This window comes from Pedobacter sp. Hv1, assembly GCF_001412215.1.
GTDB lineage: Bacteria > Bacteroidota > Bacteroidia > Sphingobacteriales > Sphingobacteriaceae > Pedobacter.
Genome location: NZ_LLWP01000009.1, coordinates 128655 through 143704, shown reverse-complemented (window position 1 = coordinate 143704; position 15050 = coordinate 128655). Strand labels below are relative to the sequence as shown.

The following is a 15050-nucleotide window of genomic DNA, read 5'->3' as shown; positions in this document are numbered from 1 at the left end:
TCTAGAAATGAGCTTTAAGCTACACCTATGTCTAATTTTGGCAAAAAAAAGTAACGAGCTACCAAACCATGCCTTCCTATATTGATATAGAGAAAAATACTATCCATTAAGAACCCTATCTTTAAATATATTTCTTTACGTGCAACATTCTAACCATCCCTCTTGTCCTATATACAAACTAAACTTAATGAGACTATTTTTTACCCTTTTTGTCCTATCTGTATCAATTGGCTATAGCTTTGCACAAACTTCAACGCCTGTTAAAAAGAAGCTACAAGCCCAAAGAACTACCATTACTCCAAAAATCGATGGTATTTTAGACGATGCCGCTTGGGAAAAAGCACCAATAGCTACAGATTTTATAGAAAACAGACCTGTTCCCGGACGTGTTGAACCAAAAGAAGGCAGAACAGAAATCAGGATCTTATATGATGATCATGCCATTTACGTAGCTGCACGTATGTACGATAACCCCGACAGTGTGGTACATGAGCTGGTTTCTAGAGATAACATTGGCAATGCAGATTTTATTGGAATAGTTTTCGATACTTTTTTAGATGGTGTAAACGGAAATGGGTTTTATGTAACTGCTGCTGGTGTTCAATTTGATGCTAAATACTCTTTGATAGGCGACGAGGATTCTAATTGGAATGCGGTGTGGGAAAGTAATGTAAAAATTGACAGCAAAGGTTGGACAGCTGAGTTTAAAATCCCTTATTCGGCCTTACGTTTCTCTAGCAAGGATATTCAAAACTGGGGTATGAACATTACCCGCAAGCGTACTGGCAAAAACCGTCAAACGTTCTGGAATTTTGTAGATCCGAAAGTAAATGGCTTTATCAATCAAGAGGGTATTTTAGAAGGATTACAAGGCATTAAAGCGCCCTTGCGTTTATCTTTTTCTCCTTATGTTTCTACTTTAATTAGTAATTATCCATACAATACCCCAGGCGTAAAAAACACGCAAGTCTCTATAAACGGGGGTATGGATGTAAAATATGGCATTAACCAAAGTTTTACCCTAGATATGACCCTGATCCCAGATTTTGGCCAGGTACAAAGTGATAATCGTGTGCTGAATCTCACTCCGTTTGAGGTTAAATTTGATGAAAATCGTCAGTTTTTTACCGAGGGAACCGAGTTATTTAATAAAGGAGATTTGTTTTACTCTAAAAGAATTGGCTCTATTCCTTCATATTTTGATGATAGTGGCCTCAGAGCGAATGATAAGATCATTAAAGATCCAAGAGAGGGAAAAGTACTCAATGCCACAAAGATCTCTGGAAGAACCTCGGGCGGTCTTGGGCTGGGTATTTTCAATGCCGTTACCAATAAAATGTATACAGAGGTAGAAGATGCACAGGGCAACAGAAGAACATTTGAAAGCCAACCTTTAACCAATTACAACATCTTTGTATTAGACCAATCTTTAAAGAACAATAGTTCGGTAAGTGTAATCAACACCAATGTGTTAAGACAGGGTAGTGCCTACGATGCCAATGTAAGTGCAGCCTTGTTCAACATTAACGATAAGCACAATAAGTATTTTGTAAAAGGAGCTGGTAAATTAAGTTATGTTACAGCCGATCCCGATAAAAACAACCGTACCGGCTATAGCTACGATATGGAAATCGGTAAAAAAAGCGGAAATTTTACCTTTAATTACGGGCAGGTATTTTCAGATACCAGATTTGACCCTTCAGACATGGGTTTTTACACCAACAACAATTTCTTCGACCAGTCTGTAAACTTCAGCTACAATATCTATAAACCGGGCAAATGGTACAATAAGATCGAAGCATGGACCGAAGTTGAATATTCTAGAAGATACAAGCCTGGAGACTATCAAAGCTTTGGCATTTTCCCTGGAATTTTTACTCAATTTAAAAATTTCTGGTCGGTAGAGTTGAATGGCAACTGGCTGGCAGAATCTAACGATTTCTATGAGGCGAGGAATGGACAGGTTTATAAAGCCCCTGAGAGTTATCGGATGGCTATTTATGTTAACCCAAACCGAGCAAAAGCCTATAACTTTGGGGGTAATGTAGTACGGATCAAAAGAACATTGTTTGATGGTGTTGGCTATAATTTCTATTTCTTCCAAAACCTGAGGTTAAGCGATAAGTTTGCCCTTGGCTTAGACCTTAATTATGCCCCGAGCTACAACTATGTAAATTGGGCAGGTAAACAAGCAAATACACCTATCTTTTCTCGCTATGATAGAAATACGGTAGAAAACTCAATGGACGCCAAATATAGCTTTAGCAATAGAATGGGTATTAATTTTAGGGTTAGGCACTATTGGTCTGACAGAAGAAACAAAGAATTTTACACCTTAAATAGTGCTGGTCGTTTAGACCCTTATACTGGTCCAGATTTACAAATTAAGGATAGGAACTACAATGTGTTTAATATAGATCTTGTTTATACTTGGCAGTTTGCACCTGGAAGTGAGTTAAGTGTAACTTATAAAGACGCGGCTGAAACCGCTGAGCAATTTTATCCACAGCAATATGGTAGAAATTTCGAAAAGGTTTTATCTGGCCCACAAAACAACAGTGTGTCTATTAAGATGTTATACTACATAGATTACCTCAACCTGACCAAGAAAAAGAAAAGTTAAGGGATTATCTCGGAAAAACAATCATCATGCCCAAGGCCAGCGTTTGACTTCCTTGTATTTTCAGGTCTGTATCTCGATCATACAGACCTACACCTGTTACAGAAACATTGATAAAGCGATTAACTTTGGCCACAAGGTTGATATCCAATCGATGGTCAATATGCCCAAAGTTATCATAAGGAATAAACATGTTGTATCTTGTTTTGAGCATAATGTTTTGAAAAATCTCTTTCTCATAACTTGTTACAATCTGGAAAGCCAGTTCATTCCTAAAGTTTTTACCTTTTTTTACCCCAAAGTTATTGGCATTGGTTTTATAAAGGTTGGTATCTAATACAAAGGTTTGACGGGCTGTTCCGGTACCAATACGAGTAGAAAAAACTTTGTTTGGCTTGTATTCAAAACCGATTGATTCTGTTAAATAGCCAGGCGACATGAATTTAGATAGCAGATTCTCTTTTTCATTTCCCTGGGCATCTTTACTATAAGAGAAACCTTTATCAAATTGCGATTCAAAGTTAATAGATCCAAAGAAATACCAGTTTTTAGAAAGTTGGATGGCTGCTTTATTATCCCAGTAAATACGGTCGGTGGTTTTCTTTTGCAGCTGACTTTTGTTTTTTACCTTTCCGTATTGTAAAATCACTTCACTTACATAGCTGTAACTCTCTTTACTGTACTCTGCTTTGTAATTGACCAAACCTCCAATTGCCAAAGAGTTTACCCCACCACCTTTCCAATTATCGCTAAATGCGGCTTGGTTAACATTAATACCAATAGAAGTTTTTGTTTTCCAATAGTTGACCTTGGCATTTACCAATGCTGGTTTGAGGTCTACTGGTTCAAATTGGAGAATCCCTATTCTGGTAGGCAAGGGGCTACGTTTTAGTCTAATATCTAGGTTTTTTGTAGAAATGGGAATAGTATCTACCTCTTGGGCATTGACATGGAAGGAAAGAGCGATTACGATTAAAACGGTAAGCAGTAAGTTCTTCATTATATTACAAATAAAAACAAAAATTTGCGGAATGCCTTCGATTTTTTCTAAATCACCGTTTCATTACACAACGCTTAAATGATTTTAATGAAGCCTAATTCGCTATAAAAACGCTATCCATTTCAGCCACTTCCGTTCTGATAAATAATTTAAGTCTGCTTCGTAATGATAGGCTTCTCTTTCAAATGAAATGTTAAAATAAGCCCGGTCGTGATTTCTATATCTTAAAAGATTAATAAAATAATTGAGCAAGTAAAACACATAAAATGGTAGGATCAACATTTCCAGTTGCTGCCTCAAGTGAATCTTTTCGTGGTTGATGAGTACTGGATCATTTTTTTGTTCTTGCTTTTTGATGAGGATAAAAGGGAACAAGGCCATTGCATTGGCAGGTAGCCTTTTAAAAACAATCAACCAGGGTTTCATGGATTTTTAATCTCTACTTTAGGCAATTTTGGCAACCTAAATGCTGCCGGATTCCGTTTATAAGAGGCGTAGCTATTTCTGATAAAAGCCACAAATGCATAATCTGATGCTGTTAATACAAAAGTGTAGGTAGGGCGGTACTGCAGCATAAAGTCCTTCAGTTCTTCATCATTTGCCGCTACAACAGATTTCACATAATCGGGGTTAAACCGATAGTCTATAATCGATTCGTGATAGTCTCGTTCTAATATGGCCTGTAAATGTCTGGCATTTTTACCCTGCCTGCTCAGCAGGTTGTAAATGGCATCGATACCTAAGCCCACACCGCGTTGCCCTAAGTTTAAAAGGTCTTTACTGCTCCCTTTGTCTAAAGCATATTTATACTCTTTTAATGTTTTATTGTATTGTTCTTTTGGCGTAGGGATTTTGCCATATACATTAATTTCCTTTAACCTAATTACCACAGATTTCAATTGAAAAACAATGGTACTTTGTCCTTTATAAACAACGGTATCCATGGCGTAACCTTGTAAAGCTGCAAATAAGGTATCGCCAATTTTAGCCTTGGTAAAAAATTCGCCCTTGGCATTATTGTATATCCCTTCGTCGGTTGTAGGGTTGTAGATGTATACCTTTGCCAAGCGTTGCTTGCTTTCCTTATCAACCACAAATCCCTGTACCGATGCATTTTGGGCAAATGCATGTAGGCTACAAACAGCAAGAAATAAAATTAGCGCAGAAAACTTCATTGTTACAAAACTACAATATATGTAATTATTGCTTGCCTATGTTAACATTATTTAACTACCAATAGTTTTTGCCCAATTTTGATGTTATTGTCGCTTAGTTTATTTAGCGTCTTTAATTCATCTATGGTTAGTTTATACAATTGAGCAATTTTAAACAACGTATCACCTTGCTTTACGGTATAATAATTGGTCCCTTCTGCACCTGTTGGAGGATCTTTAGGTGCAACGTTAACGGGGGTAAATTTCTTTTTTTCAACCGGAATATTGGCGTTGATATCTGAAAAAACACGATCTTCTCTGGCAATTTTTTCTCGCTCCGTTTCAGGTTGGTCATATTGGTACAACTGATACTTTTCAATCAGACCGATCAACATGTCTGCATATTTTGGATTGGTAGCATAACCAGCAGTTTTCAGTCCCTGAGCCCAGTTTTTATAATCGTTCTTATCCAGTTCGAATAAAAAGCTATAACGTTTACGCTTTAGAAATTCTGAATGGTCTTTGTATGATTCTCTCGCGTCTTTATAGACTCTAAAACAATCGTCACTTTTATCATCATCTTTATAATAGGCTTTGCCTTTCCAGTCTGAAGTACATTTGATCCCAAAATGGTTATTGGCGTATTTGGCCAAACTGCTATTTCCGCTCCCAGACTCAGAAATTCCCTGTGCCAAGGTAATACTTGCAGGGATACCGTAGGCATTCATTTCGGCTATGGCCACCGCTTTAAAAGCTTCTATATAAGCAAGCGTGGTATAATTGGTGAAGTTTGGCTTCTCTTTGGTAGCTTGTTTTTCTATTTGTTTATTGTTACGACTGTACTGCCTAGATTTACATGCACTTAGTGATGTAATAACAACTGCACAGATGAGTAAAGTTTTCTTCATTAGAGTTTAATTTTTTGACCGGGTTTTAGCGCTGAAGATTTTAATCCATTTTTACGCATTAAAAGGGCAGAACTTGTTCCGTTTTTCTCTGCTATTTTATTTAGATTGTCGCCCTTTTTAACCGTGTATATTTTATTTTTCTTTGTAGCTGATGATCTAGATTTCCTACTTCTATTGGCCGATTTAACTGTTGGTTCTACAACTGGAGCTACTGCAGCCACGTAATCATCAGGTCTTTCATCGTACTGAAACAATTCGTACTTTTTAATGAGTCCTATTACCTGGTTTGCCCAAGTACGGCTACGGGCATAACCTGCCCGTTGGATACCCCTTGCCCAATTTACATAATCGTATTGGTCGTATTTATCAAAAAGCACATCAAAATAGGTTCGGCTATGCAAAAATGAAACAAAGTGATTATAGGAAGAATCAACCGAAGGATAATCTTTATAAGACGATCTGATTTCAGTGCTGCTGTTTTCACCTTTTATCCCAAAATGGTTGTTCAGGTATTGTGCAATTTTGCTTTTGCCCGCAGCAGACTCGTGAATGGCTACAGCCAATATGATACTTGCCGGCAATTGATGAACTCGCATTAATTCTTGAGCATGGCCAACATGTTCGGCAATATAATCTTCTGTTGTTTGTGCTTTGGTAAAACATACCGATAAAAGCAGTGCACAAAAGGTAATTATTTTCTTCATGTTTGGTTTAATTAATCCGTCAACTGTATACATTTAATGGCCATTTGCTAATCCAGTTAACCTATTAAACAATTTATACAGTTAACCTCATGCAATACCAACTGACAATTGCCAACTGAATTATTTCTTACGTATAATTAAAAGCCCATCCCTAACGGGTAAAATCAATTTTTCAACTCTCTGATCTGCTGCAACACGATCATTAAAGCTACTAATGTTTTTCGTGTCTTGGTCTTGGGCATTGCTTAATATTTTTCCACTCCACAGTACGTTATCAACGATGATGATTCCACCGGGCCTTACTTGGTCAAAAACCAGATCGTAATAAGTGCCATTGTTTTTCTTATCGGCATCAATAAAAACCAGGTCAAAAGTCTCTTCTTTTAACAGTTTCAAGCTTTCTTGAGCATCTCCTATAATGTATTTGATTTTGTCGTTTAATGGAGATTTGGCAAAATTTCCGCGAACCATATCCTCCAGCTCTGCATTGATATCAAGAGTAAAGATGATCCCGTCGGGCCCTAGTCCTTCTGCCAAACATAAGGTAGCATAACCTGTATAGGTACCCACCTCTAAAATTCGTTTGGGATTGTTCATTTTGCTCAATAAACTCAACACACGTCCTTGATAATGTCCACTTAACATTCGTGGCAATAAGACCTTAAGATGTGTTTCTCTGTCAATATGCTGAAGTAAAGCATCTTCAGGTTCACAATATTTTAAGAGTAGATTTTGTAGTTCTTCGCTAATCATTGTGTTTATAAACGATGTTGTTCCATAAAATATTGCAGAATTATGGTAGCAGCAATTGCATCTACCCTTTCCTTATCTCTCCTGTCGCTTTTTTTAAAGCCACTTTGCATAATGGTTCGCTCGGCCAATTTTGATGTAAAACGCTCGTCTATCCAATATTGTGGAATGGTAGGGAAGTTCTTTTTTAAAGTAGTCGAAAAACCTTTAACATGTTGTGCAGATTCTGATGGAGAGCCATCCATTTGTTTGGGATCTCCAATTACAAAAGCCTCAATCTGCTCGGTGAGCATGTATTTTTTCAGGAAATCGATAATATCTTTGGGGTGTATGGTGTCTAAGCCAGTGGCAATGATCTGTAGAGGATCAGTTACGGCAACGCCGATACGTTTGGTTCCATAATCAAATGCGAGGATACGTGCCATGGGCCAAAGATAGCAAAATATAAAAAGCTATTTCCCTAACTCAATGATCCAATTGGTTACTACATTAATCTTTCTCAGTTTTTTACCACAAAAGTTTCTACTTTTTAAGCACCAGCTCTGTTCATCTCATCACCAGCGCCACCTGTAGATCTTTTTGGGGCTTTTAAAGGTTTACCAAAACGATAGCTAAAGCCAAGGTTGATCACTTGGCTATCTCTCCATAAAATAAAATACTCATTTGCGCCAGGAAAATCTGTTAGCCCTTCCATAGACTGGGTATAGAAAATATCTCTTGCACTCAATTTCAAACTTCCTTTTCCTTTTAAAATGGTTTTAACCAACCCTGCTGATAATTGACCAGTAGGCGATAATATTTCTTGCAGGTCGTTGCGTGCCTTGGTAGTATAAAATCCAGAAATTTCTGCATTTAAGGTCGAATTGATTCGGAATTGATTGTTTAAACTGGTATGTAACTGTTTTACAGAAGATTGATAGTTGACGTTTTGATAACCACTCAATTTTTTATAATTGAAATTGCTCTGCGCTGTTAGCGACCACCATTTAAAAGGCGAAACCTGAGCGGTTACCGCAATGCCTAAATTATGCATCCTGCCCACATTACCCTCGGTGTACACCAAAATATCATTTCCCTCAGACAAAAACAGTTGCGAAAAATAATTGGTAATTCCACTATAAGAGATAGCGGTAGTTAACACTTGTTGATAAGAGTGGCTCAATTCAAAATTCCAGGTGTATTGTGGTAAAAAGAATGGATTTCCTCTTTGATAAGTATATTTATTGATGATAAAGACAAAAGGGTTGAGCTTTTGATAGGCCGGCCGATCAATCCTACGCCCTGCGGTAAAAGAAAAGGAGTTTGCCGAATCTGCTTGATAAGAGAGATAACCTGATGGAAAAAAGTCTTGGTATTTTTTAGAGAAATTACTGCCTTGTTGTGCCGCATTACCCAATTGGTTTCCATTGTAATTGGTGTTTTCGTAACGTAGGCCCAATTGATAGCTTACTCGATTAATTTTATGTTCGAGACTGGCATATACTGAGTTGATCTTTTCTTCATATAAAAAGTGGTTGCTTTTTTTCAGATCTGCGGTCCAAGCTGTTCCATTAAAATACTGGTAATCGGCCGTATTATCTGTATGTATGGCTGATGATTTTACACCCGCTTCAAACTTGGCAGTTTTACCCAACTGTAGGCTATAATCTGCTTTAGCAGAAAATATGCGGAGTTTGGAAGGGATATCCCCTCTTGAGCCTTGGTTATAGGCTGTTGCGCCTGTTCTGATGTTCTGAAAATTCTGGTCATTATCTATGGCATACCGTAAATAGTCAACATCAAAACCAATGTCTTGTTTTTTATTGATATTGTGTCTTCCGTAAACATTTACCGCTCCATTTCTCAACCTAAAATCACTTCCACTGTAGGTAGAAATGGCCGAATCGATTACTTGCTGTGCATTTAGCCAAGTTGCAACCGCATCGCCTTCGCCTTTACGTTTAACCAAAGTACCCGAAAGTGTAAGACCAAAAGTGGTTTTTTCTGAAGCATAAAAATCTAGCCCTGTTTTTAGCGAATTATTCTTTCCCGTATTCCCTAGGTAAGAAGGCTGATCTAACGCCGATATGATTCCTCCCTGATTGTTAAAATACTGGCGATAGGCATATATTGAGGTAAAGTTCTTATTGTAATTAAAGCCATAATTTACAAAAGTGTTGAGCCTTCCTTTTCTAAAATTCAACACCAATGAGTTGTTATTTTTTAGGTATTTACCTTGGCCAACATTGGTTAAAAAATTACCATTAAACCCCTCTTGTCTATTTTTTTTAGTCTTGATATTGATAATTCCAGCATTGCCACTTGCATCATATTTGGCCGATGGACTTGTAATCAGTTCGATCTGGTTCACTTGGGCCGAACTCATGCTCCCTAATAAATTGCTCAACTCAGTGCCCGATAAATAAGTGGGTTTATCGTCAATCATCACCAACACACTCGGTTTTCCTTGTAAACTAATTCCTCCATTCCGGTCTACCATTACACCTGGCGATTTTTCTAAAACTTCCAGAACAGTAGTGCCTGCATTGGTAACCGCAGCATCAACATTAACAATGGTTTTGCCTTGCGTACGTTGTACAAATGGTTTTTGGGCCGTAACATTTACCTGTTGCAAACTTTTTGCACTTTGAATTAAGTTAATAGTGATGTTTTGATTTGCCATTGGCAGTTGAAGTGCGGCTGTATTTTTTGTAACATAACCCAACGCAATAATGGTGGCTACATATTTACCTTCGCCCGCTACCTGAAAACTGGCTACCCCTTTATCTGAGGTAATGGCTGCCTTAATTAAGACTTTGGCATCTGCCTTTCGCAATTCAACCGTAGCATTTGCAATGGGCTGCTGTTGCTCGTCTAAAACAGTAATGCTTAAATCTGGCTGAGTAGTTTGGGCCATCAAAGCTTGGTTGCCTAATAGGCAAAAAAGCAAGAGAACAATGGTATAATATGTTTTCATTTGGTTAGGTATTTGGTGTTTGGCAATTCTCCATAATCTGCAATAACAGGGCTTTCATCTGTTCAATACTTTTTGCATCTATATGCTGTAATGCGGCAGCTCTATTCTGGATAGCAATTTCATTCACTGCTATTGTTATTTTCTTTCCGCTTTCGGTTAATATTAAGTTTACCCGCCTTCTATCTGTTGGGTAAGTTTCGCGAACCAAATACCCGGCATTAACCAAAAGTTGAATAATACGGGTGATGGATGCATTGTCTTTGAAAACAATTTTGCCAATGTCGTTCTGCGTAATGTCTGGATTTTCAGCTACACTTTTCAAGATCAACCATTGGTCAATGGTAATGTCATATCCCGCTTGGCGAACATTGCGCTGCGCAAACTGGTTATAAGTTCTGAAACACTTATCTAAAGTATAAAGCAGGGTATCATTTAATTTTTCCATGGAGTTTATATAGTAAAAATATTAAATGCAATATCAATTATTGATATATCAACAATTATTTTACAATGGTAATTGTTCCATATTGGTAAAACGTTCATCAAAATCTCAAACTCGTATCCTACATCTCACTTCTATTTCTTATTTTGCACCAATGCAGTTTAAAGAGATCATAGGACAGGAAGGTTTAAAGCAACAGCTGATACAAACCGTTGTAGAGAACAGGGTTAGCCATGCACAACTTTTTTTATCTGCCGAAGGAAGTGGTGCCCTACCCTTGGCCATTGCTTATGCACAGTATATCAATTGCCAAAATAGAACACCAACAGATAGTTGTGGCGAATGTTCCTCTTGCCGCAAATACGAAAAATATATCCATCCCGATTTACATTTCTCCTATCCCTTTTTTGCCTCGGCAGCTGTAAAAATAGCAGTCGATGTTTTAGAAGAATGGAGAAGTTTATTGCTGGAAGACCCTTATTTTAACTTGGATATTTGGCGCTCTAAATTAAGTGCAGATAATAAACAAGCCAACATCAACATTGCAGAGTGCCATGATATCATCAAAAAACTAAGTTACAAAGCATTTGAGGCCGATACAAAAGTACTGATTATGTGGCTGCCTGAGTTTTTAGATAGAGAGGGGAATGCCCTGCTCAAAATTATTGAAGAACCACCTGCCAATACTTTATTTATACTGGTAGCACAAAATCAAGAACAGATTCTATCTACCATTTTGTCGCGTACCCAGATTGTTAAAATACCCAAATTGCCAGATCTAGAGATCGAAAACTATTTGATCAATAAAGCACAATTGGCACCAAACCAAGCTACTGAATTTAGTTTTTTAGCAGATGGAAACCTCATTGAAGCCAAGGCCTTACTTAACGACACGCCCAATAACAATGCGGGTTACTTTGCAGAATGGCTGCGCATGGGTTTTGGCAATAAAGTGCCCGCTATGATTGCTTTTACCGAAACCGCTGCCAGTTGGGGCCGAGAAAACCAAAAGAACTTTTTAAAATACGGTATCAACTTTTTACGCGAATGTAGTTTATTGATCAGCGGAGCCGATGATTTGGTTAAATTGCCGCATCAAACGCTAGAAGTAGCTGTTAAACTATCAACCAACGTACTCAATTTACCTATGGTTGAGGCCCTCATTGCCGAACTAGAAAAGGCACATTACCATATTGAACGTAATGCGAATCCGAAAATTCTGTTTTTAGATGTATCTTTACAACTAGTTAAAATAATTAAGTTTAAAACGCTCCCGAAAGGGACTCAATATATATACAATTAATATGGGATGTGGAAGTTGTTCTACGGGTGGCGGTTGCGCCCCCTCTGGCTGTAAAAGTAATGGCTCATGCCTTACTGGTGGATGCCAAAAAATGGAAGTACACGACTGGCTATCAAATCTCGATATGCCTGCCAACTATATGCCCTTTAATGTTGTAGAAGTAAAATTTAAAGGCGCCAGAAAAGAATTCTTTTTAAATAACGATAATATTTACCTCGAAATTGGTGAATTGGTGGCTGTTGAAGGCCCCACAGGCGGTTATGATATCGGCCATATTTCCTTAACTGGAGAATTGGTGCGGATGCAGATGAAACGTCGCAAAACCGCTTTAGACCAAGTTACCCGCAAAATATACCGCAAAGCTACAGAAGCCGATGTAGATAAATGGAAATTGGCAAAAGATATGGAATGGGAAACCATGCATAAAGCCCGTACTTTAGCCCTTGACCTTCGTTTATCAATGAAAATTAGTGATGTAGATTACCAAGGAGACAAAACAAAAGCTACATTTTTTTATACCGCTGAGGGTCGTGTAGACTTTAGAGAGCTGATCAAAAAGATGGCAGAAACCTTCCGCATTAGAATTGAAATGCGCCAAATTGGAATGCGCCAGGAAGCTGGTCGTTTAGGCGGTATCGGTTCTTGTGGTCGCGAGCTTTGCTGCTCAACATGGTTAACCAATTTTAAAACTGTTTCTACAGCTGCAGCAAGGTATCAAAACCTTTCTTTAAACACCTTAAAACTTGCCGGACAATGTGGTAAATTAAAATGTTGTTTAAACTACGAGCTAGATACTTATTTAGATGCATTAAAGGATATTCCTGATCGCATTGAATCGTTGCAAACAGAAGTGGGAGTTGCCCGCCATCAAAAAACAGATATCTTTAAAAAGCTGATGTGGTTCAGTTATGCCAATCAAGAAGATTGGATTCCGCTAAAGGTTGATCGTGTAAAAGAGATCATGGCCATGAACAAAAAAGGCGAGAAACCTGTTAACCTGAAAGATGAAGCTGTTGAACTGAAAACTACAACGATTGTAGAAAAGGTACATGATTACGAAAATGTAGTTGGCCAAGATAGTTTAACCCGTTTAGACGAAAGAGCTAGAAACCGCAACAATAACAACCGTAATAAAAATAACAACAGGAACGATCGCAACCGCAATCAGTCCAATACCAATCCACAGGCTAAACCTGCTGCCCAAGCCAATAAGCCGCAGCAACAAAAGCCACAAACTAAGCCTCCACACCCAAAACAGCAAGCTCAAAAACCAAACCCACAGGTACAAAAACCATTGGCAGAGGGTGCTGAGCCAACTCAACAAGGTGGTGCACAACGACAAGGAAACAGGAACAATAAGAACAGGAATAAAAATCGAAATAAGCCAAGACCTACAGATCAATCATCTGAAAAGCCGAAAAATGACTAAGATTAAGCACATCATTCCTATTTTGGCAATGATATTTATCCTTGCAGCTTGTACCAACACTAATCTGGTTGATACCAATGACGCTATTGCAGAAAACAATTGGACTTATGCCCAAACCGCAAAAGCTAGTTTTGAAATCAAAGATGTCAACCAATTGTATCAGGTTTATTTTAAACTGCGCCACACAGCAGATTACCGTTATTCTAATCTTTTTGTGGTAGTGCATTTAAAAGGGGATAGCCTTCAGAAAAGCACCCGTTACCAATTTAAATTGGCAAAAGCCGATGGCGAATGGTTAGGAAAAGGTTCTGGAGATATTTTTACCTACAATTTCCCGTTATTAAAAGACTATCGTTTTGCCAAGCCGGGTAAATACCAGATCTCAATTGAACAAAACATGCGAGACAATCCTTTAACTGGGATAAGTGATGTAGGTATAACGATAAAAAACAAAGAATAATCATTCTGCCTAAGGGCAAATAGCATACAAATTTATACTCGATGAAAAATCTGATTTGGGCAAGTTGCCTTTTCTTGATCACTATAACTGCAAATGCTGCAGAAATCAACTTTTTAAGCAACCCAACCTGGACTACTGTTTTAGAAAAAGCCAAAAAAGAAAATAAGATTATCTTTTTAGATGCTTATGCAACCTGGTGTGGGCCTTGCAAACAGATGGATGCACAAATTTATACCAATAGTGATGTGGCAGCGTTTTACAATGCCAATTTCATCAACGTAAAATACGATATGGAAAAGGGTGAAGGCCCCATGCTTGCCGAAAGGTATTTTGTAACGGCTTATCCTCATCTACTGTTCATTAATCCTGAAGGCGTAATTCTACATAAAGGTGTTGGCTTTCATGAGCCTGCAGATTTTGTTGAATTAGGTAAAACAGCAAAAGATCCGAACACTCAATACTTCACCTTGAAAAAGAAGGCTTTAGATTTAAGCAATGCTGATTTTGCCAAATTTGCACGTACTGCCGTGGCTTTTGAGGATGAAGATTTTGAAGAAATCAGTAAAAATTACCTTGCTAAACAACCAGATATTTTAGGCAACATCGATTTGATTGACCTGATCATGAATGATTTCAATTCCTTATCGGAGGAGAAAACATTAGCCTATATTGTGGCCAACAAAGCAAAGATTGTCAATACTGGAAAATACACCCCTGAAGATGTTGATCAACGTTTGGTAAGCCTAACCTTAGGTTTTGGCATTTACCAAAGTGCCTTAAAGGATGAAAATTCGATGGATTTTGAAAGTATCAAAGCCTTATTAGATAAATACATCCCTCAAAAATCATTATTTGTTTACCAATACTTCAGAACCCAGTACTTTTTAGAAGAGAAAAAAATACCAGAGGCTATTAAAGAGTTTGACTTGATTCTTGACAATACACCTGCTAAAATTGATTTTGAGCAATTGTGTAATGCCATGATGAGCTTTGGGCCCATTTTGGCTGGAGAAGGTAAACTTGATGCCACCATTGCCCGATTTGATGCGGTAAAAATTCCTGAAAAAGAAGCTAAACTTTCTTATATGAAAGAATTTGTGAAAGGGATTATCTATATCAAAATGAAGGAGTATGAGAAATTTAAAACTGTTGCCAATACTTTAATTGCCAATCCTGATACACCAGATAACGTTAAAACTGACCTGAAATCTGCCTTAGAGAAAATAGCACAGCATTAAGAAATAACGTCGAAAAATATTGCAGGTTAAGGCGTTTAATTTGGAGCCATCTCAAGCCAAAGCACTCTCGAACGTTTTACTAAAAG

General features: G+C 37.8%; 14 protein-coding genes. 5 read left to right on the top strand and 9 right to left on the bottom strand.

The genetic code is table 11. The annotated features are described in order from the left end of the window. Positions 1-187 precede the first annotated feature (187 nt). Positions 188-2623, top strand: coding sequence for a DUF5916 domain-containing protein (locus AQF98_RS16800; RefSeq protein ID WP_055133127.1), 2436 nt, complete (start codon positions 188-190; stop codon positions 2621-2623). Positions 2624-2627: 4 nt separating this feature from the next. Here AQF98_RS16800 and AQF98_RS16795 read toward each other — a convergent pair whose 3' ends face one another. The 9 genes from AQF98_RS16795 to AQF98_RS16755 form a co-directional block, all read right to left on the bottom strand. Continuing rightward, on the bottom strand, positions 2628-3620 hold the full coding sequence (locus AQF98_RS16795; protein WP_055133126.1) for a DUF3078 domain-containing protein: 993 nt from the start codon (positions 3618-3620) through the stop codon (positions 2628-2630). A 102-nt stretch (positions 3621-3722) separates the two neighbouring features. Continuing rightward, entirely contained in the window at positions 3723-4046 is a 324-nt protein-coding gene (locus AQF98_RS16790; protein ID WP_055133125.1) for a hypothetical protein, read from the bottom strand. Further along, positions 4043-4795 (bottom strand): hypothetical protein, encoded by a 753-nt coding sequence (locus tag AQF98_RS16785; protein WP_055133124.1) that lies wholly within the window; start codon positions 4793-4795, stop codon positions 4043-4045. Before AQF98_RS16785 ends, AQF98_RS16790 begins: the two co-directional genes overlap by 4 nt. 47 nt (positions 4796-4842) lie before the next feature. Continuing rightward, positions 4843-5682: a glucosaminidase domain-containing protein gene (locus AQF98_RS16780; protein ID WP_055133123.1), complete on the bottom strand. Its 840-nt coding sequence runs from the start codon at positions 5680-5682 to the stop codon at positions 4843-4845. Beyond that, positions 5682-6386 carry a glucosaminidase domain-containing protein gene (locus AQF98_RS16775; protein ID WP_055133546.1) on the bottom strand — a complete coding sequence of 235 codons (705 nt, stop codon included), beginning with the start codon at positions 6384-6386 and terminating at the stop codon, positions 5682-5684. The genes AQF98_RS16780 and AQF98_RS16775 overlap by 1 nt, the downstream gene beginning before the upstream one ends. 120 nt (positions 6387-6506) lie before the next feature. Further along, positions 6507-7139: an O-methyltransferase gene (locus AQF98_RS16770; protein ID WP_055133122.1), complete on the bottom strand. Its 633-nt coding sequence runs from the start codon at positions 7137-7139 to the stop codon at positions 6507-6509. 5 nt (positions 7140-7144) lie between these two features. After that, entirely contained in the window at positions 7145-7561 is a 417-nt protein-coding gene (gene ruvX, locus AQF98_RS16765) for a Holliday junction resolvase RuvX (RefSeq protein ID WP_055133121.1), read from the bottom strand. 104 nt (positions 7562-7665) lie between these two features. After that, positions 7666-10092: an outer membrane beta-barrel protein gene (locus tag AQF98_RS16760; RefSeq protein WP_055133120.1), complete on the bottom strand. Its 2427-nt coding sequence runs from the start codon at positions 10090-10092 to the stop codon at positions 7666-7668. A gap of 4 nt (positions 10093-10096) precedes the next feature. Continuing rightward, positions 10097-10537, bottom strand: a complete 441-nt coding sequence (locus AQF98_RS16755) for a MarR family winged helix-turn-helix transcriptional regulator (protein WP_055133119.1) — start codon at positions 10535-10537, stop codon at positions 10097-10099. A gap of 151 nt (positions 10538-10688) precedes the next feature. On the opposite strand from AQF98_RS16755, the gene AQF98_RS16750 reads away from it, so the two are divergent. The 4 genes from AQF98_RS16750 to AQF98_RS16735 are packed head-to-tail and all read left to right on the top strand — an operon-like array spanning position 10689 to position 14964. Continuing rightward, a complete protein-coding gene (locus AQF98_RS16750) occupies positions 10689-11837 on the top strand; it encodes an ATP-binding protein (protein ID WP_055133118.1) in 1149 nt (382 codons plus the stop codon). A 1-nt stretch (position 11838) separates the two neighbouring features. Further along, positions 11839-13266 (top strand): regulatory iron-sulfur-containing complex subunit RicT, encoded by a 1428-nt coding sequence (gene ricT, locus AQF98_RS16745; RefSeq protein WP_082435137.1) that lies wholly within the window; start codon positions 11839-11841, stop codon positions 13264-13266. Next, complete coding sequence (locus AQF98_RS16740; protein ID WP_082435135.1) at positions 13259-13726, top strand: gliding motility lipoprotein GldH; 468 nt, start codon at positions 13259-13261, stop codon at positions 13724-13726. Before ricT ends, AQF98_RS16740 begins: the two co-directional genes overlap by 8 nt. A gap of 41 nt (positions 13727-13767) precedes the next feature. Continuing rightward, a complete protein-coding gene (locus tag AQF98_RS16735) occupies positions 13768-14964 on the top strand; it encodes a thioredoxin family protein (RefSeq protein WP_055133115.1) in 1197 nt (398 codons plus the stop codon). Positions 14965-15050: the final 86 nt, after the last annotated feature.

Coding starts and splice junctions, on each gene's coding strand:
- AQF98_RS16795 (WP_055133126.1), bottom strand. CDS start 3,620: ATGAAGAACTTACTGCTTACCGTTTTAATCGTAATCGCTCTTTCCTTC.
- ricT (WP_082435137.1), top strand. CDS start 11,839: ATGGGATGTGGAAGTTGTTCTACGGGTGGCGGTTGCGCCCCCTCTGGC.
- AQF98_RS16780 (WP_055133123.1), bottom strand. CDS start 5,682: ATGAAGAAAACTTTACTCATCTGTGCAGTTGTTATTACATCACTAAGT.
- AQF98_RS16800 (WP_055133127.1), top strand. CDS start 188: ATGAGACTATTTTTTACCCTTTTTGTCCTATCTGTATCAATTGGCTAT.
- AQF98_RS16735 (WP_055133115.1), top strand. CDS start 13,768: ATGAAAAATCTGATTTGGGCAAGTTGCCTTTTCTTGATCACTATAACT.
- AQF98_RS16750 (WP_055133118.1), top strand. CDS start 10,689: ATGCAGTTTAAAGAGATCATAGGACAGGAAGGTTTAAAGCAACAGCTG.
- AQF98_RS16755 (WP_055133119.1), bottom strand. CDS start 10,537: ATGGAAAAATTAAATGATACCCTGCTTTATACTTTAGATAAGTGTTTC.
- AQF98_RS16775 (WP_055133546.1), bottom strand. CDS start 6,386: ATGAAGAAAATAATTACCTTTTGTGCACTGCTTTTATCGGTATGTTTT.
- AQF98_RS16770 (WP_055133122.1), bottom strand. CDS start 7,139: ATGATTAGCGAAGAACTACAAAATCTACTCTTAAAATATTGTGAACCT.
- AQF98_RS16790 (WP_055133125.1), bottom strand. CDS start 4,046: ATGAAACCCTGGTTGATTGTTTTTAAAAGGCTACCTGCCAATGCAATG.
- AQF98_RS16740 (WP_082435135.1), top strand. CDS start 13,259: ATGACTAAGATTAAGCACATCATTCCTATTTTGGCAATGATATTTATC.
- AQF98_RS16785 (WP_055133124.1), bottom strand. CDS start 4,795: ATGAAGTTTTCTGCGCTAATTTTATTTCTTGCTGTTTGTAGCCTACAT.
- ruvX (WP_055133121.1), bottom strand. CDS start 7,561: ATGGCACGTATCCTCGCATTTGATTATGGAACCAAACGTATCGGCGTT.
- AQF98_RS16760 (WP_055133120.1), bottom strand. CDS start 10,092: ATGAAAACATATTATACCATTGTTCTCTTGCTTTTTTGCCTATTAGGC.